This is a genomic window from Mycobacterium sp. 4D054 (genome assembly GCF_052245755.1).
Lineage (GTDB): Bacteria > Actinomycetota > Actinomycetes > Mycobacteriales > Mycobacteriaceae > Mycobacterium.
The window spans coordinates 97,554-121,212 of the sequence record NZ_JBQQCF010000005.1 but is presented as its reverse complement, the minus strand read 5'-3'; the positions used below and the strand labels follow the sequence as shown (position 1 = coordinate 121,212).

The window sequence follows — 23,659 nt, the reverse complement described above, 5'->3', positions numbered from 1 at the left end:
GGCCTCGGGCGGCGCGGCCGGTGTGCGACAGTAGCGAGATGCTCTGGGGGCTGCTCCGCCGGTACGCACGGCCCTACCGCCGCCTGCTGACGATCGTCGCGGCGCTTCAAGTGGTCAGCACACTGGCCACGCTGTACCTGCCGACGGTCAACGCCGCGATCATCGACGACGGTGTGGCTCAGGGAAACCTGCGCCGCATCGTCGAACTCGGCTTTGTCATGCTCGCCGTGACCGCGCTGCAGGTGGTGTGCGCGGTGGGCGCGGTGTATTTCGGGTCGCGCGCGGGCATGGGGGTGGGCCGCGATCTGCGCTCGGCGATGTTCCACCACGTCACGGGCTTTTCCGCGGAGGAGACGGCCCGCTTCGGCGCCCCTTCCCTGCTCACACGCACCACCAACGACGTGCAACAGATCCAGCTGCTGGTTCAGCTGACGTGCACGATGCTGGTCACCGCGCCGATCATGAGCGTCGGCGGCATCGTGATGGCGATCCACCAGGATGCGGGACTGTCGTGGCTGCTGGTGGTCAGCGTGCCGGTGCTGGCGCTGGCCAACTACTGGATCGTGTCGCACCTGCTACCCATCTTCCGCCGCGTGCAGGGCCAGATCGACGGGATCAACCGGGTGATGCGCGAGCAGCTGACCGGTCTGCGCGTGGTTCGCGCGTTCGCCCGGGAACCGTTCGAGCGCAACCGATTCGCCGAGGCCAATACGGCGCTGTCCGACAGTGTGCTGGAGGCGGGCCGCTGGCAGGCGCTGATGCTGCCGACCACCACCCTGGTGATCAACGTGTCGAGCGTGGCCCTGATCTGGTTCGGCGGCATGCGCATCGACGCCGGTCAGATGCAGGTCGGTTCGCTGATCGCGTTCCTGTCCTACTTCATGCAGATCCTGATGGCGGTGCTGATGGCGACGTTCATCCTGGTGATCCTTCCGCGCGCGTCGGTGTGCGCCGAGCGGATCACCGAGGTGCTGGCGACCGAACCGGCGATCACCAACTCCCCCGCCGCGACGACGCCGGCACCGATCGCCGGCGAAATCCGGTTCGATGCCGCGACGTTCAGCTACGCCGGCGCTGACCGTCCGGTGCTGCAGGACATCACGTTCACGGCCCGGCCCGGGACCACCACCGCGATCGTCGGATCCACCGGTTCGGGCAAGTCGACCCTGGTGTCGCTGATCTGCCGGCTCTACGACGTCACCGCGGGTGCGGTGCGCGTCGACGGCGTCGATGTGCGCGACCTGGACATCGAACACCTCTGGGCGGCAATCGGCTTGGTGCCCCAGCGCGGCTACCTGTTCTCCGGCACCGTCGCCGACAATCTGGCCCTGGGTGCGCCCCCGGGACGGGTCGTGACCGACGACCAGATGTGGGCGGCGCTGCGCGTCGCGTGCGCCGACGACTTCGTCGCCGCCCATCCCGACGGGCTGTCGATGCCGGTGGCCCAGGGCGGGATGAACTTCTCCGGCGGTCAGCGGCAGCGGCTGGCCATCGCCCGTGCGGTGATTCGCGATCCGGCGATCTATCTGTTCGACGACGCGTTCTCCGCACTGGACGTGCACACCGACGCGCGGGTCCGCGACCACCTGCGCGGGGTCTCCGCCTCGGCCACCGTCATCATCGTGTCGCAACGGATTTCGACCGTCTCCGCGGCCGACCTGATCGTCGTCGTCGATGACGGGCGGGTGGTGGGCGCCGGCACCCACGAGCACCTGCTCGGCACCTGCCAGCCCTACCGGGAGTTCGCGGACTCGCAAGCGGTGCCGGCAGGTGAGCGGTGAGCGGCCCGCTGGCACGCCCGATGCGGATGAACGAGCCCCCGCAGACCCGGTCCCGGGACTTCAAGGGGTCGGCGCTGCGGTTGTTGCGACGACTGACCCCACACCGCCGACTGACCGTCGCGGTGATGCTGCTCGGAATCGGCGGCATCGCCGTCGGGGTGATCGGCCCGCGCATCCTCGGGCACGCGACCGACCTGCTGTTCAACGGCGTCATCGGCCGGCAGCTGCCGACGGGCCAGACCAAGGAGCAGGCCGTCGAGGCCGCCAGGGCTCGCGGTGACGGCACGTTCGCCGACCTGCTCTCGGGTATGGACGTCGTGCCCGGGCAGGGGGTGGATTTCGCTGCTGTGGCGCGCACGCTGGCGTTGGCGCTGGGCTTGTATCTGGTTGCCGCCCTGATGGTCTGGGTGCAGGCCAGGCTGCTCAACGTGGTGGTTCAACGCACCATGGTGATGTTGCGCTCCGATGTCGAGGACAAGCTGCACCGGCTGCCGCTGCGGTATTTCGACTCTCGGCAGCGCGGCGAGGTGCTCAGCCGGGTCACCAACGACGTCGACAACCTGCAGCAGTCCCTGACGATGTCGATCACCCAGCTGCTGACCTCGGTGCTGACGGTGATCGGTGTGCTGGTGATGATGCTGACGATCTCGCCGCTGCTGACGCTGCTCACGGTGGTCACGGTGCCGCTGTCGCTGTGGGTGACTCGTTCGATCGCCCGGCGGTCCCGCACGCTGTTCGTCGCGCAGTGGACCAATACCGGCCGGCTGAATGCGCACATCGAGGAGACCTACAGCGGGTTCACCGTCGTCAAGACCTTCGGCCACCGCGCCCGGGCCGAGGAGCAGTTCACCGAACTCAACGACGATGTCTATCGCGCCAGCTTCGGGGCCCAGTTCTTGTCGGGGCTGGTGTCGCCGGCCACGATCTTCATCGGCAACCTGAGCTATGTCGCGGTCGCGGTGCTCGGCGGGGTCCAGGTGGCCACCGGGCAGATCACGCTCGGCGGTATCCAGGCGTTCATCCAGTACGTCCGCCAGTTCAACCAGCCGCTCACCCAGATCGCCGGGATGTACAACACGCTGCAGTCCGGGATCGCCAGCGCCGAACGGGTTTTCGACCTCCTCGACGCCGAGGAGGAGCCCCCGGATGCGCCGGTCACGTTGCCGGCCGGTGACGACGGACGCACCGGGCGGGTGGAGTTCGACCGGGTGCGGTTCGGCTACCGGGCCGACGTCCCGGTGATCGAAGATCTCTCCCTTGTCGTCGACCCCGGCACCACCGTCGCGATCGTCGGGCCGACCGGCGCAGGCAAGACCACACTGGTGAACCTGCTGATGAGGTTCTACGACGTCGACGCCGGCCGTATTCTGCTCGACGGCGTGGACATCACCTCGGTGAGCCGCGAGTCGCTGCGGTCACGCATCGGCATGGTGCTGCAGGACACCTGGCTGTTCGCCGGCACGATCTACGAGAACATCGCCTACGGCCGTCCCGGGGCCGGCCACGACGAAGTCCTCGAAGCGGCCCGGACCGCCTACGTCGATCGTTTCGTGCAGACCCTGCCCGACGGCTACGGCACGCGGATCAACGATAGCGGCACCAACATCAGCGCCGGGGAGAAGCAGCTCATCACGATCGCCCGCGCGGTGCTGGCGCAACCGCGGCTGCTGATCCTCGACGAGGCGACCAGCTCGGTGGACACCCGCACCGAGGTGCTGATCCAGCGGGCGATGAGCCGGCTGCGGCGGGACCGGACGAGCTTCATCATCGCGCACCGGCTCTCCACCATCCGGGATGCGGACACGATCCTGGTCATGGAGGCGGGCAGGATCGTCGAACGCGGCACCCACGACGAGTTGATGGCCCGGCACGGCGAGTACTGGACGATGGCCGGCCGCTGACGAGTGAGCGTTGTGCTCAATCTCATTCGCGGGACGGGCGCACGCGGCTCGGGCACCATGGGCGGCATGAGCCGGACCGTGCACACCTTCTGCCGGTACTGCCTGGCCTCGTGTGGTGTCGAGGTCACGGTCGAGGGCAACCGGGTGGTGAAGATCTCGGCGGACAAGCAGAACCCGCACAGCTGGCGGGACTTCTGCGCCAAAGGGCGCACCGCCCATCAGGTCGTCGAACACCCCCGGCGGATCCTGGCGCCGATGAAGCGGGTGGGTGACCACTACGTCGAAACCGGCTGGGACGAGGCCATCGCCGACATCGCCGCCCGGTGCAACGAGGTGATCGACGCCGACTGCCCCGACGCGGTCGGCGCCTACTACGGGAACCCGGCCGGCTACTCGTCGTCGAACCTGATGTTCATGAACGGCTGGCTCGACGCGATCGGGACGTTCAACCGGTACGCCGTCGGGTCGGTCGACCAGAACGCCATGCACGTCGTCGCCGAGCAGATGTACGGCTCGGCGCTGCTGGCACCGGTGTCAGACATCGACAGCTGTGATTACTTCCTGCTGGTCGGCGCCAATCCCGCTGTGAGCGCCTGGAACTGGCTGGAATCGGTACCGGGCGGATGGCGCCGCGCGCTGGCGCGTCAACAGCCGGGCGCCACCATCGTCGTCGTCGATCCGCTGCGCACGGAGTCCGCCGACAAGGCCGACGTGCACCTGCCGGTGCGGCCGGGCCAGGACTGGGCGCTGCTGCTGGCGATGGTCAAGGTCATCCTCGACGCGGGTCGGGAACACCGCGCCGACTGCACCGGTCTGGCCGCGGGCATGGACGCGCTGCGCGCGCTGGTCGCGGATGCCGATCTCGACGATCTGGCCGCCCGCTGCGGTCTGCCGTTGCGGCGAATCACCGATGTCGCAACGGCGTTCGCGTCGGCGCCGCGGGCGATGGTGGTGACCCGGACCGGGGTCTCGCTGCACCTGGCAGGCACCGTCGCCGAATGGCTGGGCCACGTGCTGAATGTGATCACCGGCCGGATGGACCGGCCGGGCGGGCGGCGGTTCGAGCCGGGATATGTCGACGCGTTACGGCTGGCGAACCTGGCGGGCACGAAACCGCACACCAGCCGGCTGCGGGGCCGGCCGCTGGTGGCGGGCGCGCATGCGTTGAGCGAGCTGCCCGACGAGATCACCACGCCGGGGCGGGGCCAGATCCGGGCGCTGGTGATCAACAGCGGCAATCCGGTGGTCTCCGGACCCGACGGCGCAAAGCTCGACCGTGCCCTGGCCCAGCTCGACCTGCTCGTGGCGATCGATTTCGTGCAGCGCGAGAGTCACCGCCATGCGCACTGGCTGCTGCCGGCCGTGCACTGGCTGGAGCGCGAGGATCTGCTGGCGTTCACCAGCAACCTGCACGACGAGCCGTATCTTCACTACGGCGTGCGGGCGGTCGATCCGCCGCCGCTGGCCAGGCAGGAGTGGCGCATCTTCGTCGATCTGGCGCTGGCGATGGGCCGCCCGCTGTTCGGGGCGCCGGGCCTGAACCTTCTCGTCACCGCCAGCAGGCGTCTTGCACGCCTGACCGGCAGACCCGGACTGAAATTCGGGCCCGGTTGGGTCGACCGGCTGCTGGTGGCGACCAGCCGCAGGGTCGGCGGCCGCCGGATCCGGTGGCGCGACGTCGTGGCACACCCGCACGGCTGGGTGCTCGGCCCGCGGGAGTTCGGGCACTTCCGCGAGGCGCTGCGCACCCCGGACAAGAAGGTGCGGATCGCGCCGGCGCAGCTGGTGGCCCGCACCCGTGAGCTGCTCGCCGCGCCGGTACCCCAGCCCCCGCCCGACTACCCGTTCCAGCTCGGCAACCGCCGCCACCGGCACTCGATGAACTCATGGCTCAACGAGCTGCCGGGTCTGCACCCGTCGGGCAAAGGCAGTGAGGTCGTCATCCATCCCGACGACGCGGAAGCGCTCGGGATCGGTGACGGTGATCTCGTCACGGTGCGCTCCCCCGTCGGCGCGATCCGCGTGACCGCGTCGGTCAGCGACCTACCGCGGCGGGGCGTCGTCGTCATCGATCACGGTTGGGGCTCAAAGGTTTTCGACCCCCGCGGGGAGTCGGAACCAGAAGTCCACGGCGTCAACCGCAACCTGCTCGTCGACGGCACGCCGGTGGACCCGCTGTCGCAGACCGCGGCGCTGAACTCCACGTACGTGGCGGTCACCCCCGGCTGGCGGGGCGCCTAGAGTTGCGGCCCCTCGGCCCGCAGGTCGTCGACCTCGCGCATGGCGGCGCGGAGTTTGCCCAGCCACTCGTCGGCGTGCTCGCCGACCAGCCGCACCGACCACGCGAGGGCATCGGAGCGGGACCGGGCGACGCCCGCGTCGACGAGCGTGTCGAGCACCCGGCGCTCAGGCTGCCGCAGCCGCGTCATCACAGGAACCGCGAGGTGGGTGAACAGGATTCGCTCCGGCTGACCGTCACCGGGAATCTCGACGCCCCACGACACCTTGCGCCCGTACCGGGCCTCGGCTTCGTCAGCGATCTGCATGCGTTCGGCGCGGGTCTGCTCGCGGAAGCGGGCGGCACGACCGGAGGCGCGGGCTTCGCTCTCGGGGTTGTCGGATTCAGGGAGACGACCGATGACGGTGATCTCCTCGCGGTCGACGACGACCTCGGGGTCACCGGCGAACCAGTCGTCGGGCAGGCGTCCGGCGAACCATTCGCCGGCGTCCGCCGCATCGGGTTGATCGGCCTGCTGCCAGCCGCCGGAGCGGCCGGCGCGTCGGCCATGAGGATGATGTCGCATGATTACATGCTTACACCGTTAAAGGCGCGACGGTTCCGGGTTCGCCGAGAGCTGAATCAGCAGGTCAGCGCTTACCGAGCACGAGGACACCCCCGCCGACAGCCAGAACGACGAACAGCGCACTCGCCCATCCCGCCCCCAGCAACCACCACACCAGCCCGAGCGCCGCCAGCGCCGGTGACAGCGCGAACAACACCATCGCCGGATGCTCCTTGATGACAGCCAAGGCGCCCTGGGCGCGCCGGCGGTCGATTTCCTTGGCCATATCGCCAGAATGCCAGCTGAGCACCGCCGCGACGGTCATAGGGTGAAACCAAGACGACCCACCCGAGGAGGCGGCGATGACAGGACCCGGACAAGGCAGTTGGCAGCCCGATCCCGAGGGCCGGTTCGACTACCGGTGGCATGACGGACGGCAGTGGACGGACCAGGTCTCTCATCACGGACAACTGCAGCGCGCGCCGCTGGGCGGCGCCCCCGGACCGGGGGCGCCCCAGCAACAACCCGGTCCACAGGCGCCGCAGCAACATCCCGGACAGCATCAGGCGCAGGCGGTTCCTGGCGGAGCGGACGGATTCGCCGGGATCAGCGGCGATCTCGTCGACGGGCGCTTCAGCGAGAAGGAAGCCAAACCGATCGCGAACCAGAACACCAAACTGCTCCGGGTGCGACTCGGCGAGCCCTTCATGGCCCGGCAGGGCTCGATGGTCGCCTACCAGGGCAACGTGGATTTCGCGTTCGAGGGCGGTGGCGCCTCGAAGTTCCTGAAGAAGGCGCTGACCGGCGAGGGCCTTCCGCTGATGCGGTGCCAGGGGCAGGGGGACGTGTTTCTGGCCGACCGCGCCTACGACGTGCACCTGCTCAACCTGACGAACTCCGGCCTGTCGATCAGCGGCAAGAACGTGCTGGCCTTCTCTACGAGCCTGGATTGGAACATCGAGCGGGTCAAGGGCGGCAGCATGGTCGCAGGCGGACTGTTCAACACCATGCTGCGCGGCACCGGATGGGTGGCGTTGACCACCGACGGCCCGCCCGTGGTGCTCAACGCCGCCGAGGCCCCGACGTTCGCCGACACCAACGCCGTGGTCGCGTGGTCGGCGAACCTGCAGACGCAGCTCAAGACCAGCTTCAAGGCCGGGGCGCTGATCGGCCGGGGCTCGGGTGAGGCGATGCAGGTGTCGTTCTACGGCAACGGGTTCGTGATCGTCCAACCCTCCGAAGGGATTCCGGTCACCACCCCGCAGTAGGTCACAGTTCGAGCATCACGGTGACCGGCCCGTCGTTGACGAGCTCGACCTGCATGTCGGCGCCGAAGACGCCACAGGTCACCTCGGCGCCGAGGTCGGCCAGCGCCGCGGCGAACGCATCGACCAACGGCTCTGCGACCGAACCCGGCGCCGCGGCGTTCCACGTCGGCCGTCGCCCCTTGGCCGTATTGCCGTAAAGGGTGAACTGGCTGACCACTAAGATCGGCGCCCCGACATCGGCGGCCGACATCTCGTCGTCGAGAATCCTCAGCCACCACAGCTTTTCGGCCATCCGGCGGGCCTTGGCGGGGTCGTCGTCGTGCGTGACGCCGACGAGCGCGAGCAGACCCTGATGTTGTGGATGGATCTCGCCGACAGTCTCGCCGGCCACCGTCACCCGAGCCGAGGTCACCCGCTGGACGAGGATGCGCATCCGGTGAACCTACAGGGAGCCCAGGATCTCCTTCATGGTGGCGATCTCCCGCTGCTGGGTGTCGATGATCTCGTGCGCCAGGTGCGTGGCGTCCGCGGACTGCCCGGTGTCCACCTGGGTCTGGGCCATCCTGACCGCGCCTTCGTGGTGGGCGATCATCCCGGTCAGGAACTGACGGGCGGCGTCGACGCCCTGCGCCTGACGCAACTGCTCCAGCTGCGCGTCGGTCATCATCCCCATCGCGGCGTGATCCATGTCGCCGCCCATGTCGTGGCCCTCGTGGCCAGAGGCCGCAGGGGCGCCCCACTGGTTCAGCCACTGACGCATCGTGTCGATCTCCGGACCCTGAGCGGCCTTGATCTGCGCGGCCAGTTCCGTCACCCGGGGGTCGATGCCCTGTTTGGCCAGGATGATGTCGCTCATCACGATGGCCTGTTCGTGATGCGGGATCATGTCGCGCGCGAACGCCGTATCGGCCTCGTTGTGGCCGTGCTCACCTGCGGCCGCCTGGGAGGTCGTCTCGTGTGCGTGGGTCGCGTGGTCATCTTCGGCGGTCTGCGTTCCCACATCGCTGCAGCCGGACAACAGCAGAGCGACGGTGGCCCCCATTGCGCCCGCCCCGACCTGCAGACTGCGTTTCGCTAGCAACTTGCGCTCCCTTCGTGTGACTTCGATACCCTAGGGGGGTATGGTACATAAAGTTCCGACAATGCGGGAGGAGCCCGATGAGCACCACCACCATCACCGTCGAGGGAATGAGCTGCGGGGGGTGCGCCAACTCCGTGCGCGCCGAGCTCGTCCACATCCCCGGCGTTGTCGGGGTCGACGTCGACGTCACCAACGGTACGGTCACGATCGACAGTGACGACCCGGTCGACCCCTCGGTCATCCGCGCGGCGGTCGAAGAGGCCGGCTACTCGCTGGCGAGCTGACCGTGATGACCACCCCGGTGAAGATCGCCACCTTCCTCGCCATGCTCGCCGTGGTGTTCGCGGCATCGCTGTGGGTGGGCCATACCTTCGGACCGGCGCCCGACGGCGTGGCCCCCGCGACGAGCGACCATCACGGAGGCGTGCATCGATGAACACGGTCGAACTGACCATCGGCGGGATGACCTGCGCGTCCTGCGCGGCGCGGGTCGAGAAGAAGCTGAACAAGCTCGACGGCGTCAGCGCCACGGTGAACTTCGCGACCGAGAAGGCGCGCGTCGAATACGACCAGCAGATCACCCCCGAACAGCTGGTCACGGCGGTCGAATCCGCCGGATACCGGGCTGCGCTGCCGCAGCCCCCGGCCGAATCGGCAGATGCCGCCGCAGATCCCGACGATCCGGCGGATGCGCTGAAGCGCCGCTTGCTGATCTGCGTTGTCCTCTCGATCCCGGTGATCGCGATGGCGATGGTGCCGGCGCTGCAGTTCACCTCCTGGCAGTGGCTGTCGCTGACGCTGGCCGCGCCGGTGGTGGTGTGGGGCGCCTGGCCGTTCCATCAGGCGGCGTGGACGAATCTGCGCCACGGGGCCGCCACGATGGACACGCTGGTCTCGATCGGCACGCTCGCCGCGTTCGGCTGGTCGGTCTATGCGCTGTTCTGGGGCACGGCGGGTGTACCGGGGATGACGCACCCGTTCGAGCTGACCATTGCCCGCACCGACGGCAGCGCCAACATCTACCTCGAAGCCGCCGCCGGGGTGACGACGTTCATCCTGGCGGGCCGCTACTTCGAGGCGCGGGCCAAACGACGTGCCGGAGCCGCGCTGCGGGCGCTGCTGGAGCTCGGCGTCCGCGAGGTCACCGTCCGCAGAGCCGGTGCAGAGCAACGCATTCCGATCGACCAGTTGGCGATCGGCGACGAGTTCGTGGTGCGGCCGGGCGAGAAGATCGCCGCCGACGGCGTGGTGCTGGAGGGCGCCTCGGCGGTCGATGCGTCCATGCTGACCGGCGAATCGGTGCCGGCGGAGGTGGCCCCCGGCGACCAGGTGGTCGGAGCGACGGTGAACGTCGACGGCCGTCTGGTGGTGCGTGCCGAACGTGTGGGCGCCGACACGCAGCTCGCGCAGATGGCACGCCTTGTCGAGGACGCACAGAACGGCAAGGCGCAGGCGCAGCGGCTGGCCGACCGGATCTCCGGGGTGTTCGTCCCGATCGTGATCGCGTTGTCGGTGGCCACCCTGGGCTTCTGGATCGGCAGCGGGTTCTCACCGGCCGCGGCGTTCACCGCAGCGGTCGCGGTGTTGATCATCGCGTGCCCGTGCGCACTGGGCCTCGCGACGCCGACGGCGCTGATGGTCGGCACGGGCCGCGGGGCCCAACTCGGCATCCTGATCAAGGGTCCCGAGGTGCTCGAGGACACCCGCCGGGTGGACACGGTGATCGTCGACAAGACCGGCACGGTGACGACGGGCAACATGACGCTGGTTGACGTGTTCGCCGCCGACGGGGAGCAGCCCGACGAGGTGCTGCGGATCGCCGGCGCGGTGGAGAACCCGTCGGAGCATCCGATCGCCCGTGCCATCGCCACCGGCGCACGCGAAAAGCTCGGCGAGTTGCCCGAGGTCGCGGCGTTCACCAACCTGCGGGGCCTCGGGGTGTCCGGTGAGGTGGACGGCCGGACGGTCCTGCTGGGCCGGTCCCGCCTGCTGGTGGAGCACTCGGCCGACATCCCCGACGACGTCCACGCCGTGGTGGCACGCGCCGAAGCTGACGGCCAGACAGCGGTCGTGGTGAGCTGGGACGGTCGCGCCCGCGGCGTGCTGATGGTTGCCGACGCGATCAAACCCAGTTCCGCCGAGGGGATTTCGCTGCTGAAGCAGCTGGGATTGACGCCGATCATGGTGACAGGTGACAACGAGGCGGTCGCACGCGCGGTCGCCGCCGAGGTCGGCATCGACGAGGTGGTCGCCGGCGTGCTGCCACAGGACAAGGTCGACACCGTCAGACGCCTCCAGGACAGCGGCAAGGTGGTCGCGATGGTCGGCGACGGCGTCAACGACGCAGCGGCGCTGGCGCAAGCCGACCTCGGGTTGGCGATGGGCAGCGGCACCGACGTCGCGATCGAAGCCAGTGACCTGACGCTGGTCAGCAACGACCTGAGGGCGGTGCCGGACGCGATCCGGTTGTCCCGCAGGACGTTGAGCACGATCAAGGGCAACCTGTTCTGGGCGTTCGCCTACAACATCGCGGCGCTGCCGTTGGCCGCTGCCGGGCTGCTCAACCCGATGATCGCAGGCGCCGCGATGGCTTTCAGTTCTGTGTTCGTGGTCAGCAACAGCCTTCGGCTGCGCGCGTTCACGCCGTCCCGCTGATCACGGATCGTCGTCGTCCTCGTTGTCGGGGAGTAGGTGGTGTTCGGGGTGGTGGTAGCCATTGATCAGCTGCGTGCGGTGTTGGCCAGTATCCAGCTCGGGTGGTGGGTGCCATTCGGTCTGGTTCTTGGCGTTCTTGCTTGTGGTCCAGCCGGTGGTTTCGATCATCCGGTTGTGCGGTCCGCAGGCCAGGGTGAGGTCGTCGATGTTGGTCTGGCCGTCGTTTTTCCAGTCCGCGACCGCGTGATGGACCTGACACCAGTACCCCGGCACGGTGCAGCCGGGCCGGGTGCAGCCACGATCACGAGCGTGCAGGACGATCCGCTGGGCGGCGTTGGCCAGCCGTTGGGCCCGGCCGAGGTAGAGGCTTTGACCGGTGTGTTCGTCAAAGACGTACAGATAGTGATGGGCGCGGGCGGCCATCCGGATCAGATCGGGCATCGGCAGCAGCGATCCGCCGCCGGTGACCGCCACCCCGGCCCCCTTTTCCAGTTCCTGCAGGGTGGTCGAGACGATCACCATCGACGTATGGGTTTACCGTTGTAAGTATGAGCACTCAGCGCGCCGCGATCTACCTGCGTATCTCCAACGATCCCACCGGCCAAGAGGCCGGGGTGACGCGCCAGCGCGAGGACTGCACCGCGCTCGCCACCAAGCTGGGCGTCGAGGTCGTCACCGTCTACGAGGACAACGACATCTCGGCCTATAGCGGCACTCGCCGCCCGGGTTTCGAGGACATGCTCGACGGGATCAAGAACCATCAGTTCGACACCCTGTTGTGCTGGCACACCGACCGCCTCTATCGCAGCCTCAAGGACCTAGAGCGGCTGATCGACATTGCCGAAGCGCGTGGCGTGGTGATCCGTACGGTCAACGGCGGCGACCTCGATCTGTCCACGGCTACCGGCAAGATGCTGGCGCGCATCCTGGGATCGGTGGCCCGCGCCGAGAGTGAGCACAAGGCCGAGCGCCAGCGCCGGGCCAACGCCCAGCGCGCCGAGGACGGGATGTGGTGGTCGTCGCGGCGGTGCTTTGGCTATACCGACGGCGGTGAGATTGACGTCACGGAGGCCGCGCTGGTCCGGCAGGCCGCTGCCGATGCGCTCGCGGGCATGTCGCTGCGCCAGATTGCCCGCAAGTGGAATGCCGACGGCGTGACCTCGGTGCGCGGCGCGGCCTGGAACACCAGCCGCCTCAAGCGGCTGTTGGTGAACCCCCGCTATGCCGGAATCCGCGTCTACAACGGCAGGGAGACCGGCCCCGGCAAGTGGGCGGCGATCATCGACGCCGACACCCATCGCGGCCTCGTGTCGGTGCTGCGCGACCCGACCCGCGGGGGCGCGGTGAGCTACGAGCGCAAGTACATCGGCAGCTACAGGTACATCTGCGGACGCTGCGGAGCCAAGATGCACCGCACCGTGAGCACCCACGCCAACGGCAAGACGTTCAGCAACTACCGGTGCACCGCCGCGACCCACCTGTCCCGGTCCCAGCCCGAACTCGACGCCTACGTCGAGGCGGTGGCCCTGGAATACCTGCGCCGGGGCGAGGCGCTGGTCTCCAAGCTCAGCGACGGCGGCAACGTCATCGACGTGGATGATCTGCGGACCCGACGCGCCGCGCTGCAAGGTCGTCTTGACGAGCTGGCCGGACTGTTCGCCGAGGGGGCTATCGACGCCAGCCAGCTCAAGCGCGGCACCGCCGAGCTGCGCGCCAAGGTCGCCGCCATCGACACCACGCTTGCCGATCTGGCGCGCACTTCGCCGCTGGCCGCGATGACCGCCGATGGCGCGGAATTGATCGAAAGCCGTTGGGAAGCAGCATCTCCTGACATGAAGGGCAAGGTCATCGACGAGCTGTTCACCGTCGTGGTGAACCCGTCGCCGAAGGGCCGCTACTTCCGCCGCGACTGCATCGAGTTCGTCAAGCCGCGCCAGGATTGAGTTACCCGAGTTGGGAGGGTTATTGCGCCCCAACGTGTTCCGATGGTTGCCAACTCCACTGGATCATCTATAGTTGGCAGCGACCCCCGGTGATGGACCTAGCATCTCAGTAGCCGGAGGCACCAAAACCGCCGATCTCGGATAGATCTAGCGGGGCGGTACACCAAGCTAGAGCAACACACCGCGTGCGCAGCCAGAGGGTTTTCTAGGGGCCCGGCTCAGGAAACGGCCGCGGAACCTTCGATCTCCCGAGGTTCCGCATGTCCACAACCACACTCGTCCGCGGTGGCCTTCTGACCACCCAAGACCTTGCTCGCGCCGTCAAGCGCACCGACCAGACTGTTCGTGCCTGGGTGCGCGAGGGCCTGCCCGCGCACCGCCTTCGAGGTCGACTCATGTTCGATCCCACCGAGGTCGACGCCTGGCTACGCGCCCGCAACGATGACGGCGGCGAGTTCACCGCCGACGACATCGACGAGCACATCGTGCAGTTGGTGAATCTGTTTCCCCCGCTGACCGAGACCCAGATCGAGCGCGTCTCACAACTGCTGCGGGCCAGCCGATGATCCCCGAGACGTTGGGCCACCGCGTCTGGTTCTGGTTCGCCGATACCACCGTGATTCGACCCATCATCGCGTGGAACGCCGACGGCAAACCGATGGTGGTTTCGCCTGACGGCGACTTGATCGAGGCAGCAGTAGTCGCCGGTAACGCGGACTACTCCGTGGATCAAGAACCGGCGCAGCCAGCGCACTGCTCGTCGTGCTGTGACCCATACCGTGACGCCCGCTACATGCCCTGAAAACCCTTCGCCCCGCTGGACCCGATGCGCAATCGGACGGTCCAGCGGGGCGAGATCACCACACGAGTTCCCGAGGAGAGGAACAACATGCAGTCTACCCGCAACGGGGCGGCCGTGGGGGCAACGGACGCACCGTCCGAGGGCCGAAAGTGGCCCGGCGACAGCCCCGAGCTGACGGCCAAGCATGCCGCCGAACGCGACGCTGAAAAGAAAGTGGAGGCAGCGGCCAAGGCGCGTAAGACGCGGCTCGAACAAACGAAGTTCGACACCGCCGCGCTGGTCGGCCGACCCGAGCGGTGGGCGCGCTACATCGTCGAGAACCAGGAACACTACAACGCCCTGCGCGTGCCGTCTGGATCGAAACCTCCGGCGCTGATGACTAATGGCTGGCAGCTCTCCGAGGCGGGCGCGACGGATGCCGAAATAGCTGCGCTGGAAGCTCTTTCGACCCCCGGGATTGCCGCGCTGGTGGATGAAGCCGCGGCGCGGCACGAAGCTCGTCGCCTGCGTGTCCGGGAACGGGCGCGTGGCATCAACGCCGAGGATGCGGCTGTGGTGCCGCCTGAGCCAATCAGCCTGACCGGGCTGCTTGACCAGCCCGACGAGGACGTGGGGTATCGCGTCGAGGGGCTGTGGCCCGCCGGTGGACGTGTCCTGTTCGCGGGCCAGTACAAGACGGGCAAGTCCACCGCCGTGGGCAACACGATCAAGAGCCTCGTCGATGGCGTCCCGCTGTTCGGTCGCTTCGACGTGATGCCGGTGGAGAAGGTGGTTTTGATCGACACCGAGCTTGATCCCCGCACGTTGCGGAAGTGGCTGGGCGACCAGAACATCATCAACACCGACGCCGTGACCGTGGTGCCGCTGCGCGGGGCGGTGTCCTCATTCGACATTCTCAACCCGGCCACCCGCTCGGAGTGGGCGCGGCGTCTGGCCGGTGCTGATGTGGTGATCTTCGACTGCATCCGCCCGCTGATCGACGCCCTGGGGCTCTCCGAGGACAAGGACGCGGGCCGGGTGCTGGTGGCCTTCGATGCGCTGCTGGCCGAAATCGGGGCCGGTGAGGGCATGGTCATCACTCACATGGGCCACCACAACGAGCGCGCCCGCGGTGATTCCCGGCTGCTCGACTGGCCGGACGCGCTGTGGAAGATCGTTCGCGGGGGTGACGAGACCGACGACGACAACAGTCGGCCCAGGTTCTTCTCGGCGCTGGGCCGCGACGTTGCCGTAGCCGAGGGCCGCCTCGAATACGACGCCGCCACCCGGCACCTGACGTACGAGGGCGGCAGCCGTCGCGAATCGAAGGATCGCGCCGCCGTGCCGGAGCTGCTGGCGATGGTCACCGCGGCACCGGGCAAGCTCTCGAAGCGACAGGCCGAGGCACGCCTGATCGACGAACACAACGTGACCCGGAACTGCGCTCGCGCTGCCATCACCGCCGCACTCGCGGACGGTTCTGTGTTCGTCAAGACCGGAGCCCGCAACGCTCAGATGCTCTGGCCCGCAGCGGTCGATTCACCGCCCGCCGACCCCTTCGCCTTTCCCACGGGAGGGACGAAATGAGTGCGCCAAACGCTGCGGCGCACTCAAGGAAAACCGCAGGTCAGAGCGTTGCGCCGAAATTGCCCCGCGGCGCACTCAAACACGCACTTCCGCGGCGCACTCGCGGCGCACTCAAAACCATTGCTGACCAGGTGTTTTGGTTTCAGTGCGCCAGTGCGCCGGAGTGCGCCGAAAACAACTGGCGCACTAGTGCGCCAGTGCGTATAGCGAAGCGACGCACTGCACTACGTGTGGTGCGGTCGGGAAGTGAAAACCCATCGGCGCACTGGCGCACTGGACCAGGAATGAGAGGGCAGCGGTGACAACGACAACGACGACCGAGGACATGTGCGAGTGGCTGTGCGACTTCTGCGGCAGGTGCGCGGTGACGTGCGGGCGGTGGTACAGCATCCGCGAACCCGACGAAATCCGGTGCCGCGTCGAGGGTGCCGCAATGCGCATGGAAGCGGTGTACCGCTGCGGCTGCGGCCACCGCTGGACGACCAACTTCACTGAACCGCTTCACCCCACTACGAAAGGCTAAAGCTGTGGCTCATGAAGAGATCCTTCCCGGCGACGACCACGACGATGGCGTGCTCGATGACGACGAGGTGATCCGGGAGTTCTTCGGCATCGTGCTCAACATCGACGGCCAGCCCGACCGGGAGGCCGACGAGCAGTTCCTCGGCGAGATGCTGCTCAAGCTGCGCGCCGAAGGTAAGCACAAGTACGCGGCGGCGCTCATCGCTGACTTCGTCCAGAAGCACGGCGCACCGCTGCGGTGGGACGGTGAGCAGTGACCCTGAGCCCCTGCCTGATCTGTGGCGAGCCCACAGACGGCCCCAGGTGCCCCGCACACGCCCGAAAGTCGTCGCCGAAGGTGTCGGCTGCCCAGCGGGGTTACGATGCGTCCTGGAGCCGCCTGAGCCGTCGCGCGAGGCGGTTGCAGCCCTGGTGCACCGATTGCGGGGCCACCGAGGACTTGCAGCTCGACCACCTGCCCAGCGCGTGGGAGCGCAGGGCCGCCGGGAAGCGCATCAGGCTGGGCGTCGATGCCGAGGTCGTCTGCCCGCCGTGCAACCGCGCCCGTGGTGCCGCTCGGCCCCAGCAAACACCGGCACGCGGCCAGCAAACACGCCCCTCGCGCGTGACCCGGGGGATGACCCCTCCCCGGGGCCTATCAGACCCGCGCGGTGAGGCAAAGTCTGAGAAACACACCGATTTCGGGCCGATCCGCAGACGGCCAGCAAACAGCAAACTGGCCACAGCTAACGGGGTGCCGCGATGAGGGCCGGGCCGAAGGGCACCGTGAAGGTTGCCCCGCTCGATCTGTCCGGGTTGCCGGATGATCGAGCTGGCCGACGGTTGGCGTTCATCGCCGAATACCTGCGGGTGCCCAAGGGTGTCGGGGCCGGTGAGCCGGTGCGGCTGCGGACGTTTCAGACCGAGATCGTCCGTGATGCGTTCGCTGCGGGTATCCGTACCGGCCTGGTGTCGGTGGCCCGTGCCAACGGCAAGACGGGCCTGGCGGCGATGCTGGCGGTCGCTGAGTTATTCGTCGGCCCGCCGAGCGCCGAGGTGTTGGTGGTCGCCAGCGATCATCGCCAGGCCGCGATCACGCTGCGGATGGCCAAGCGGATGATCGAGCTGACCCCGGAGCTGGCCGACCGGGCGCAGGTGTTCGCCGACAAGATCGTGGTGCCGCACAACGATTCGATGTTGCTGCCGCTGCCTGCCGAGCCCGGCGCGCTGCACGGGCACGACCCGTCGCTGTTGATCGTGGACGAGTTGCACGTCGTGACTGAGGCCGTGTGGGAGGCGGTGACCTCGGTGTCGGGCAAGCGGCCCGAGTCGCTGACGCTGGCGATCAGCACCCCGGCCAGCTCGCCGGACAGCGTGATGTGGCGGCTTGTCGAGCATGGCCGCGCCGGTGATGACCCCTCGTTCTACTTCCGGGAGTTCGCGGCCCCGGACGGGTGCCCGACCACCGACCGCAAAGCCTGGCTGACGGCCAACCCGGCGCTGGCGTGCGAGGAACCGTTCCTGGCCGAGGACGGCATCGAGGCAGCGCGCCGAACCCTGCGCGAGCCGGTGTTCCGGCAGCTTCGGTTGGGCCAGTGGGTCACCGGCGTCGAGTCGTGGTTGCCCTGGGGGATGTGGGATGCCTGCGAGGGTCCGCGGGTTGTGGGTCCGCGCGAGCGTGTCGTCCTGGCATTCGACGGCAGCGCCAGCGGCGACAGCACGGCGCTCGTCGGCTGCACGCTCGACGGGTACCTGTGGTTGGAGGGCATCTGGGAGAACCCCGGCGACCCGCGCTGGCGGGTGCCGCGGGCCGAGGTCGATATGGCCGTGCAGATGGCGTTTCAGAAGTTCGACGTGATCGAGCTGGCCGCCGACCCCTGGGGCTGGCGCTCGGAGATCGAGACTTGGGCACAGCGCCACGGTGAGCGTCGCGTCCTGGAATGGAACACCGCCAACGCCCAGCGGATGGCCCCGGCAACTGACCGGCTGTATCAGGCGGTGGCCACCAAAGCCGTGACCCATGACGGCGATTCCCGGATGGCCGCCCACGTCGCGCACTGCGTGGCGAAATCGACCCCGCTGGGCGATCTCGTCAGCAAGGACAAGCGCGGAAGTCCTCGGAAGATCGACGCCGCGGTCGCCGCGATCGTGGCGTTCGACCGGGCGGCGTTCCACCAGCAGAAGAACCGCAAGAGAGTACGGAGTTTCGCATCATGACCGTCCCAACTCAGACACAGACCGAACTGCTCACCAACCTGTTGCAGCGGCTCAACGAGCCCCTGGCGCGCTACGCCGATCTGGACCGCTATTACGACGGCAAGCAGCCGTTGGCGTTCCTGTCGCCGGAGGCGAAAATCGCGCTGGGCAACAGGTTCGGGCTCATGTCGAGCAATCTGCCGCGGCTGGCCGTGACGGCGCTGGCCGAACGGCTGCGGGTGACCGGGTTCACCGGGGAGGCTGCCGCCGTGTGGCCGGACTGGCTGCGCAACGACCTCGATCAGACCAGCGGTGTCGCGCACCGTGAGGCGCTGCTGCTGGGCGACTCCTACGTCATCGTGTGGGCTGACCGGGCTGGCCGTCCGCGGGTGACCGTCGAGTCGGCCAAGCAGGTCGCCGTGCTGACCGATCCCGGTAGCCGCGAGATCGTCGCCGCGGTCAAACGGTGGGAGGACACGGCGCGCAAGACCACCGAGGCCGTCGTCTACGCGCCTGACGAGATTCGCCGCCTGCGGGCCGATCAACAGGGCGCGGTGGCCAACGGGTTTCACACCGTCGAGGTGATCCCCAACCCGCTGGGCGTGGTGCCGGTGGTCCGGTTGTCGAACACCGACAGAATCGTCGGTGACTGGGGTAGCTCCGAGATTGACGACCTCAAGCCGCTGGTCGATGCGCTCAACAAGAGCCTGGCCGACATGATGGTCACCTCGGAATATGTGGGCCGCCCGCGGCGGTGGGCCACCGGCATCGAGCTGACCGAGGAACCGTTGCTCGATGAGGACGGCGATCCCGTGCTCGATGAGGACAATCAGCCGATCATGACCGAGGTGAACCCGATCCCGGAGGGCCATCGGGCGATGATCTCGGAGTCGGAGAACGCGAAGTTTGGTCAGCTCAACGCCGCCGATCTGTCCGGCTATGAGGCCAGCGTCCGGGTGATCCTCGGGCAGATCATGGCGGTGTCCACGCTCCCGGCGCACTACGTCGGGGTGTTCACCGACAACCCGGCCAGCGCCGACGCGCTGCGGGCCGCGGAGGCCAGCCTCACCGCCCGGGCCGAGGCTCGACAGGCCACCTTCGGCCGCGCCTGGGAACAGGTGGCCAAGCTCATCGTGGCCGTCCGCGACGGCCGCGATCCGACGCAGGTTGAGGCACGGGTCCAGTGGGCCGACGCCGCGACCCGCAGCGTGGCTCAAGAGGCCGACGCCGTGGTGAAGCTCCACCAGGCCGGGTTGCTGCCCGCGTCGTATGCACTGGCGAAGTTGGGCTACTCCGACGACGAGATCGCCGCGATCCGGGTGGCCCGCCGCGCCGAGGCGCTCGACGGGGCCGGTCTGTCGCTACTCCAGGGTGGCGGTGCGGCGTGACCAGCGTCGAGCATTACCAGGAACTCACCGACGATCTGGCCACCGAGACGGCCAAGGGCGTTCTTACCGTCTACGCGGCCTATCGGGTGAGCAGCGCCGGGTCTAACGCGGTAGCCGAGGCCATCGCGACGGTGATTGCCACGGCCAACGCGGCGGCGACCACCCTGGCCGATCTGTTCGTCGCGGCACAGATCGAAGCGGCCACGGGTGTCCCGCAGCCACCGACCGGCATCGCGCCCACCGACGACACCGAGCGGCTGATCAAGGCGGTGGAGACCATTCTCGATGACCTGGACGACGCCGCCGACGAGCCCGACGACGAGCCCGCCGAGGAACCGGACACCGACGAGGACCGCGACGACACCGACGAGGACCCCGCCGACGAGCCGGACCCCATCGAGAAGGCGGCGATGCGGCTGGAACGGCTGGCCCGCTCCGAACCGCTCGAAACCGGTGCCGAGATCGTCGTCGAGATCGTCAACAAGCTGCCTCAGGTCACCGGGTGGCGGCGGGTGCTCGACGCCGACCCCTGCGAGCGGTGCACGCGGTGGGCCGAGGACGGCCGGGTGTTCCCGAAGGGCCATCACTTCAAGCGCCATTTCAATTGCAACTGCCAGATGGAAGTTGTTACTACAGAAGGGAAGTCAGCATGACCGCCACCACCGAGACCGACGTCGAGGTCACCGACGAGACCCCCGACGCCGGGGCCGTCGAGGACACCGACGACACCGCCACCGAGGGCACCGACGACGCCGACACCGGCGACGGCGACGCCGAGACGTTCCCGCGCTCGGTCGTGGAGCGGCTGCGCCAGGAGAACGGGCGCTACCGGCAGCGCGCTGCGCAGGCCGACGCCTACGCCGCACGGCTGCATACCGAGCTGGTCCGGGCCACCGGCCGCCTGGCCGACCCGACCGACCTGCCGTTCGACGCCGAGCACCTGGACGACGCCGAGACTCTGACCGCAGCCATCGACGCGCTGCTGACCGACAAACCGCACCTGGCCAGCCGCAGGCCGTCCGGGGACATCGGTCAGGGCAACCGCGGTGGTGCCTCGGAGCCGTTCTCGCTGCTGGGCACGCTCAAGTCGATGACCTGATACCCCCGCGGGGTACGCTGGTGGGGTCGGTTCCTGGCGGACCGGCCCCACAGTTGTCCTGGCGGCAAGGGTGTCCACAATTCCCCGCTGTTTTGCGCGGGGCATCGACAGGGACAATCCCGTCCCGACGCTTCGAGGCCGTCGGTGCTCCGCGCAAAGCAGCGGATCGGAAATCCACTGCTGTGTAAGGACTTTCACTCATGGCCATCGAAGTAACTTCGGGCAACTCCACCCTGATTCAGTCCCAGGTCGCCAGCCTGCTGGTCCAGCCGCTCGAACAGGCATCGACGTTCCTGGCCGCGGGGCCGGTCGTGCTCGACAGTTCCAGCCCCGTGCGGGTGCCGCGCATCGTCAACGGCGTGAGCGCCGGGTTCGTCGCCGAAGGTGCCCAGATCAGCGACGGCGACGTGGCTTTCGATGAGGTCACCCTGCTGCCGTCCACGCTCAAGGGCCTCAAGGTGCTGGTAAAGCTCTCCAACGAGCTGATCCGCACCTCGGTCGTCGGGCTGGAAAGCGTGCTGCGGACCCGTCTGGTCACCGACGTGGCCAACGCGCTCGACGCGGCGCTGTGGGACGGTGCGGGCACGTCGAACACCGTCAAGGGCATCCTGCGTCAGTCCGGCATCGCCACCGGCGTCCTGGACCTCACCGACGCCGACAGCCTGATCGACGGGTGGGCTACCGCGATGGCCAACAAGGTCAGCCCGACCCATTGGGTGATGACCTCGGCCAGTTTCGCCGCGGTGCGCAAGCTCAAGACCACCGCCGACTCGGCCCAGTACCTCATCGACCCGACGACGATTCAGGACGGCACCGCGCTGCGGCTGTTCGGGCTGCCGGTGATCATCACCGACAACATCGCCAACACCGGCACCGCTCCGGGTAAGGCCCGCGTGGCGCTGGTGGACATGTCCAAGGTCGTCGTGGCCCGCGACGTGAACGCCGAGGTCAAGGTTCTTGACCAGACCTGGGGCGACTACGACTCCATCGGTATCCGTGTGGTGAGCCGCTGGGACACCGCGCTGCTGCACGACGAGGCCGTGACCCTGCTGACCGAAGCCTGATCGACCGAGACAGCAGAAAACCCCCGCAAGGGTTGCTTGGGCAACATGAACAGCTTGGCGGGGGTTCTCAACCGAAAGGATACCGCCGATGGCCGCCGTGACAGGTGCCGACGTGGCCGCATTCCTCGGAGCCAGTGACGACACCGCCCTGATGGCTCAGGCCGGGGACCACGCCGCCATCATCACGGCGTTGGCCCGTTCCTACACGCGGGGCCGTGGTTTCGTCGGCGCTGACCCGGCCGAGGACATCGCCGCGGTGATCGTCACCGCCACAGCGCGTCTCGTCGCCAATCCCGAGCAGATCGCTACCGACTACGGAAGCGTGTCGCTGCGCGGTGGATGGCAGGGCTGGAACCTCGCCGAACAGATCGTGCTCAACCGCTACCGGGTGCGGGCGCAGTGATCGGGCGCGACAAGATCACCGTCAACTACACCCGTGACGGCCAGGCGCACACCGAGACGTTTCACGGCGTCGTGGTGACCGAGACGATCAACGGGAAGGCCGAAGACTTCGGCGGTCGTCTGATCTTCATGTCGGTCTACCGAGTGTTGCTACCTCGATCGTTTGCCGCGGTGGCGAAGGAGAAGTGTCTCGCGGTGTCCATTGGCGACCGACAGATGCGATTCGAGACCCCGTTCACCCCGATCTATGACGGGCGCGGCCGGGTCCGCCATTACGAGGCAATCGTCCGGTCGATCTGACCAGGTGATATTTACAACGTAAAACCCGTACGTTGACGACGGTCACCGGGAGGCCGTTGTGGCTGCCGAGCGTCCCGGATTCCAGGGTGCGGCGCAGCAGGGCTTTGAGGCCGTCGTGATTGCGCTGCCCTTCGGTGCGGGTATCGCCACACGCGGTCTCCGGTGCCCCATCCTCGCCCGGCTGTTGGTCGGGCATGTTGGCCCCGGGGGCGGCCTCTTTGGCCAGGGTGGCCTCCAGGTAGGCGCCCAGTTCGGCGTCGAGGTAGCCGCTGATCTTGCGAAACCCGTCACGCTGCTGCTTGCCGACCTTGACCCACCGTTTCCGGGCCACCTCGTCGTCGGCGGGTTCGGGGCCGTCCTGATCGATCATCATCAATAACCGCCCCGCGGCCGCATCGAGCTCGTCAGGGCCCAGACCCGAGCCCAGGGCGGCCAGCTGGGCATCGGCGGCGGCGCGGGTGTCCACATCCACCCAGGCGGGCAGCTTCTGGTGAAACCTCGCGATCACCGTGATGTGCTCCTCATCCAGCAAGCCCTGAGCCTGGGCGGCGGCGGTGGCTTCCCACACCGGCGCAAGAGGCTGGCCCGTCATCGCCCGCCGCGGCCCCAGCATTTTGGCCCGCCGCAACCGCCGCCCCGCTTCGGCGCCACTGACCCGCAGCGAGGTGGTCAGAACGCCCTTCCACGATCCTTCCCCGAGCCGATGCGGCTCGGTCTCCTCGATCAACCGGGCCAACACCTTGTGCTCGAGCGCCGGCACGCTGCGCAACACCGTGGTCAGCTCGGCCAGCAGCCCGACCAACTCGCGGTGCGAGAGCTCATCGGCGGCCTTGGACAGCACACCGATCTGCTCGACGATCGCCCCCACCGCCTCCGACACCAACTCCATACCTCGAACACTAGTTCGAACCACCGACAGATCCATGCCG

At 68.1% G+C, this 23,659-nt stretch carries 22 protein-coding genes and 2 pseudogenes; 18 read left to right on the top strand and 6 right to left on the bottom strand.

Features of this window, described 5'->3' with window-relative positions:
• The first annotated feature begins 38 nt into the window (after nt 1–38).
• From ACTWP6_RS06325 to ACTWP6_RS06315, 3 genes are all read left to right on the top strand, one after another.
• Nucleotides 39–1,781 carry an ABC transporter ATP-binding protein gene (locus tag ACTWP6_RS06325; RefSeq protein ID WP_443187163.1) on the top strand — a complete coding sequence of 581 codons (1,743 nt, stop codon included), beginning with the start codon at nt 39–41 and terminating at the stop codon, nt 1,779–1,781.
• On the top strand, nt 1,778–3,682 hold the full coding sequence (locus tag ACTWP6_RS06320; protein ID WP_443187162.1) for an ABC transporter ATP-binding protein: 1,905 nt from the start codon (nt 1,778–1,780) through the stop codon (nt 3,680–3,682). Before ACTWP6_RS06325 ends, ACTWP6_RS06320 begins: the two co-directional genes overlap by 4 nt.
• A gap of 66 nt (nt 3,683–3,748) precedes the next feature.
• Nucleotides 3,749–5,923 carry a molybdopterin-containing oxidoreductase family protein gene (locus tag ACTWP6_RS06315; RefSeq protein ID WP_443187161.1) on the top strand — a complete coding sequence of 725 codons (2,175 nt, stop codon included), beginning with the start codon at nt 3,749–3,751 and terminating at the stop codon, nt 5,921–5,923.
• Here the strand turns inward: ACTWP6_RS06315 and ACTWP6_RS06310 are convergent.
• The gene (locus ACTWP6_RS06310; RefSeq protein WP_260754686.1) at nt 5,920–6,486 is read right to left on the bottom strand and encodes a hypothetical protein; all 567 of its coding nucleotides are present in this window, start codon (nt 6,484–6,486) and stop codon (nt 5,920–5,922) included. The two genes, ACTWP6_RS06315 and ACTWP6_RS06310, sit on opposite strands and share 4 nt — an antisense overlap.
• A gap of 64 nt (nt 6,487–6,550) precedes the next feature.
• Nucleotides 6,551–6,751: a hypothetical protein gene (locus ACTWP6_RS06305; protein ID WP_443187160.1), complete on the bottom strand. Its 201-nt coding sequence runs from the start codon at nt 6,749–6,751 to the stop codon at nt 6,551–6,553.
• A 76-nt stretch (nt 6,752–6,827) separates the two neighbouring features.
• Here ACTWP6_RS06305 and ACTWP6_RS06300 point away from each other — a divergent pair, with 76 nt between their 5' ends.
• Nucleotides 6,828–7,733, top strand: a complete 906-nt coding sequence (locus ACTWP6_RS06300) for an AIM24 family protein (protein ID WP_260754688.1) — start codon at nt 6,828–6,830, stop codon at nt 7,731–7,733.
• Between the two features lies 1 nt (nt 7,734).
• Here the strand turns inward: ACTWP6_RS06300 and dtd are convergent, their stop codons facing one another.
• Nucleotides 7,735–8,166 (bottom strand): D-aminoacyl-tRNA deacylase, encoded by a 432-nt coding sequence (gene dtd / locus ACTWP6_RS06295; RefSeq protein WP_443187159.1) that lies wholly within the window; start codon nt 8,164–8,166, stop codon nt 7,735–7,737.
• Between the two features lie 9 nt (nt 8,167–8,175).
• Nucleotides 8,176–8,814: a DUF305 domain-containing protein gene (locus tag ACTWP6_RS06290; protein WP_443187158.1), complete on the bottom strand. Its 639-nt coding sequence runs from the start codon at nt 8,812–8,814 to the stop codon at nt 8,176–8,178.
• 77 nt (nt 8,815–8,891) lie between these two features.
• On the opposite strand from ACTWP6_RS06290, the gene ACTWP6_RS06285 reads away from it, so the two are divergent.
• From ACTWP6_RS06285 to ACTWP6_RS06275, 3 genes are read left to right on the top strand one after another with little or no spacing between them, the layout of a single operon-like run.
• Nucleotides 8,892–9,098, top strand: a complete 207-nt coding sequence (locus ACTWP6_RS06285) for a heavy-metal-associated domain-containing protein (protein ID WP_260754691.1) — start codon at nt 8,892–8,894, stop codon at nt 9,096–9,098.
• 5 nt (nt 9,099–9,103) lie between these two features.
• Nucleotides 9,104–9,250, top strand: a complete 147-nt coding sequence (locus tag ACTWP6_RS06280; RefSeq protein WP_260754692.1) for a hypothetical protein — start codon at nt 9,104–9,106, stop codon at nt 9,248–9,250.
• Nucleotides 9,247–11,469, top strand: coding sequence for a heavy metal translocating P-type ATPase (locus ACTWP6_RS06275; protein ID WP_443187157.1), 2,223 nt, complete (start codon nt 9,247–9,249; stop codon nt 11,467–11,469). The genes ACTWP6_RS06280 and ACTWP6_RS06275 overlap by 4 nt, the downstream gene beginning before the upstream one ends.
• Here ACTWP6_RS06275 and ACTWP6_RS06270 read toward each other — a convergent pair.
• Nucleotides 11,470–11,988, bottom strand: a pseudogene (locus ACTWP6_RS06270) (DUF222 domain-containing protein); the annotation flags it as partial.
• Nucleotides 11,989–12,017: 29 nt separating this feature from the next.
• Here ACTWP6_RS06270 and ACTWP6_RS06265 point away from each other — a divergent pair.
• The 11 genes from ACTWP6_RS06265 to ACTWP6_RS06215 all read left to right on the top strand — a co-directional run bounded on the left by ACTWP6_RS06265 (nt 12,018) and on the right by ACTWP6_RS06215 (nt 22,730).
• The gene (locus ACTWP6_RS06265; protein ID WP_443187156.1) at nt 12,018–13,412 is read left to right on the top strand and encodes a recombinase family protein; all 1,395 of its coding nucleotides are present in this window, start codon (nt 12,018–12,020) and stop codon (nt 13,410–13,412) included.
• Between the two features lie 260 nt (nt 13,413–13,672).
• Complete coding sequence (locus ACTWP6_RS06260) at nt 13,673–13,978, top strand: helix-turn-helix domain-containing protein (RefSeq protein ID WP_443187155.1); 306 nt, start codon at nt 13,673–13,675, stop codon at nt 13,976–13,978.
• Nucleotides 13,979–14,301: 323 nt separating this feature from the next.
• Nucleotides 14,302–15,780 carry an AAA family ATPase gene (locus tag ACTWP6_RS06255; RefSeq protein WP_443187154.1) on the top strand — a complete coding sequence of 493 codons (1,479 nt, stop codon included), beginning with the start codon at nt 14,302–14,304 and terminating at the stop codon, nt 15,778–15,780.
• 527 nt (nt 15,781–16,307) lie between these two features.
• The gene (locus tag ACTWP6_RS06250; protein ID WP_443187153.1) at nt 16,308–16,559 is read left to right on the top strand and encodes a hypothetical protein; all 252 of its coding nucleotides are present in this window, start codon (nt 16,308–16,310) and stop codon (nt 16,557–16,559) included.
• 484 nt (nt 16,560–17,043) lie between these two features.
• On the top strand, nt 17,044–18,498 hold the full coding sequence (locus ACTWP6_RS06245; protein ID WP_443187152.1) for a terminase large subunit domain-containing protein: 1,455 nt from the start codon (nt 17,044–17,046) through the stop codon (nt 18,496–18,498).
• On the top strand, nt 18,495–19,865 hold the full coding sequence (locus ACTWP6_RS06240; protein ID WP_443187151.1) for a phage portal protein: 1,371 nt from the start codon (nt 18,495–18,497) through the stop codon (nt 19,863–19,865). The genes ACTWP6_RS06245 and ACTWP6_RS06240 overlap by 4 nt, the downstream gene beginning before the upstream one ends.
• Nucleotides 19,862–20,518, top strand: coding sequence for a hypothetical protein (locus ACTWP6_RS06235; RefSeq protein ID WP_443187150.1), 657 nt, complete (start codon nt 19,862–19,864; stop codon nt 20,516–20,518). Before ACTWP6_RS06240 ends, ACTWP6_RS06235 begins: the two co-directional genes overlap by 4 nt.
• Complete coding sequence (locus tag ACTWP6_RS06230) at nt 20,515–20,964, top strand: hypothetical protein (protein ID WP_443187149.1); 450 nt, start codon at nt 20,515–20,517, stop codon at nt 20,962–20,964. The genes ACTWP6_RS06235 and ACTWP6_RS06230 overlap by 4 nt, the downstream gene beginning before the upstream one ends.
• A gap of 200 nt (nt 20,965–21,164) precedes the next feature.
• A complete protein-coding gene (locus tag ACTWP6_RS06225) occupies nt 21,165–22,028 on the top strand; it encodes a phage major capsid protein (protein WP_443187148.1) in 864 nt (287 codons plus the stop codon).
• Nucleotides 22,029–22,116: 88 nt separating this feature from the next.
• Nucleotides 22,117–22,431 (top strand): hypothetical protein, encoded by a 315-nt coding sequence (locus ACTWP6_RS06220; RefSeq protein ID WP_443187147.1) that lies wholly within the window; start codon nt 22,117–22,119, stop codon nt 22,429–22,431.
• Complete coding sequence (locus ACTWP6_RS06215) at nt 22,428–22,730, top strand: hypothetical protein (RefSeq protein ID WP_443187146.1); 303 nt, start codon at nt 22,428–22,430, stop codon at nt 22,728–22,730. The genes ACTWP6_RS06220 and ACTWP6_RS06215 overlap by 4 nt, the downstream gene beginning before the upstream one ends.
• Before the next feature lie 34 nt (nt 22,731–22,764).
• Here ACTWP6_RS06215 and ACTWP6_RS06210 read toward each other — a convergent pair.
• A pseudogene (locus ACTWP6_RS06210) lies at nt 22,765–23,619 on the bottom strand (DUF222 domain-containing protein); the annotation flags it as partial.
• Nucleotides 23,620–23,659 lie beyond the last annotated feature (40 nt).

Coding starts and splice junctions, on each gene's coding strand:
- ACTWP6_RS06325 (WP_443187163.1), top strand. CDS start 39: ATGCTCTGGGGGCTGCTCCGCCGGTACGCACGGCCCTACCGCCGCCTG.
- ACTWP6_RS06315 (WP_443187161.1), top strand. CDS start 3,749: ATGAGCCGGACCGTGCACACCTTCTGCCGGTACTGCCTGGCCTCGTGT.
- ACTWP6_RS06310 (WP_260754686.1), bottom strand. CDS start 6,486: ATGCGACATCATCCTCATGGCCGACGCGCCGGCCGCTCCGGCGGCTGG.
- ACTWP6_RS06305 (WP_443187160.1), bottom strand. CDS start 6,751: ATGGCCAAGGAAATCGACCGCCGGCGCGCCCAGGGCGCCTTGGCTGTC.
- ACTWP6_RS06300 (WP_260754688.1), top strand. CDS start 6,828: ATGACAGGACCCGGACAAGGCAGTTGGCAGCCCGATCCCGAGGGCCGG.
- dtd (WP_443187159.1), bottom strand. CDS start 8,166: ATGCGCATCCTCGTCCAGCGGGTGACCTCGGCTCGGGTGACGGTGGCC.
- ACTWP6_RS06285 (WP_260754691.1), top strand. CDS start 8,892: ATGAGCACCACCACCATCACCGTCGAGGGAATGAGCTGCGGGGGGTGC.
- ACTWP6_RS06280 (WP_260754692.1), top strand. CDS start 9,104: ATGACCACCCCGGTGAAGATCGCCACCTTCCTCGCCATGCTCGCCGTG.
- ACTWP6_RS06275 (WP_443187157.1), top strand. CDS start 9,247: ATGAACACGGTCGAACTGACCATCGGCGGGATGACCTGCGCGTCCTGC.
- ACTWP6_RS06265 (WP_443187156.1), top strand. CDS start 12,018: ATGAGCACTCAGCGCGCCGCGATCTACCTGCGTATCTCCAACGATCCC.
- ACTWP6_RS06260 (WP_443187155.1), top strand. CDS start 13,673: ATGTCCACAACCACACTCGTCCGCGGTGGCCTTCTGACCACCCAAGAC.
- ACTWP6_RS06255 (WP_443187154.1), top strand. CDS start 14,302: ATGCAGTCTACCCGCAACGGGGCGGCCGTGGGGGCAACGGACGCACCG.
- ACTWP6_RS06245 (WP_443187152.1), top strand. CDS start 17,044: ATGAGGGCCGGGCCGAAGGGCACCGTGAAGGTTGCCCCGCTCGATCTG.
- ACTWP6_RS06240 (WP_443187151.1), top strand. CDS start 18,495: ATGACCGTCCCAACTCAGACACAGACCGAACTGCTCACCAACCTGTTG.
- ACTWP6_RS06230 (WP_443187149.1), top strand. CDS start 20,515: ATGACCGCCACCACCGAGACCGACGTCGAGGTCACCGACGAGACCCCC.
- ACTWP6_RS06225 (WP_443187148.1), top strand. CDS start 21,165: ATGGCCATCGAAGTAACTTCGGGCAACTCCACCCTGATTCAGTCCCAG.
- ACTWP6_RS06220 (WP_443187147.1), top strand. CDS start 22,117: ATGGCCGCCGTGACAGGTGCCGACGTGGCCGCATTCCTCGGAGCCAGT.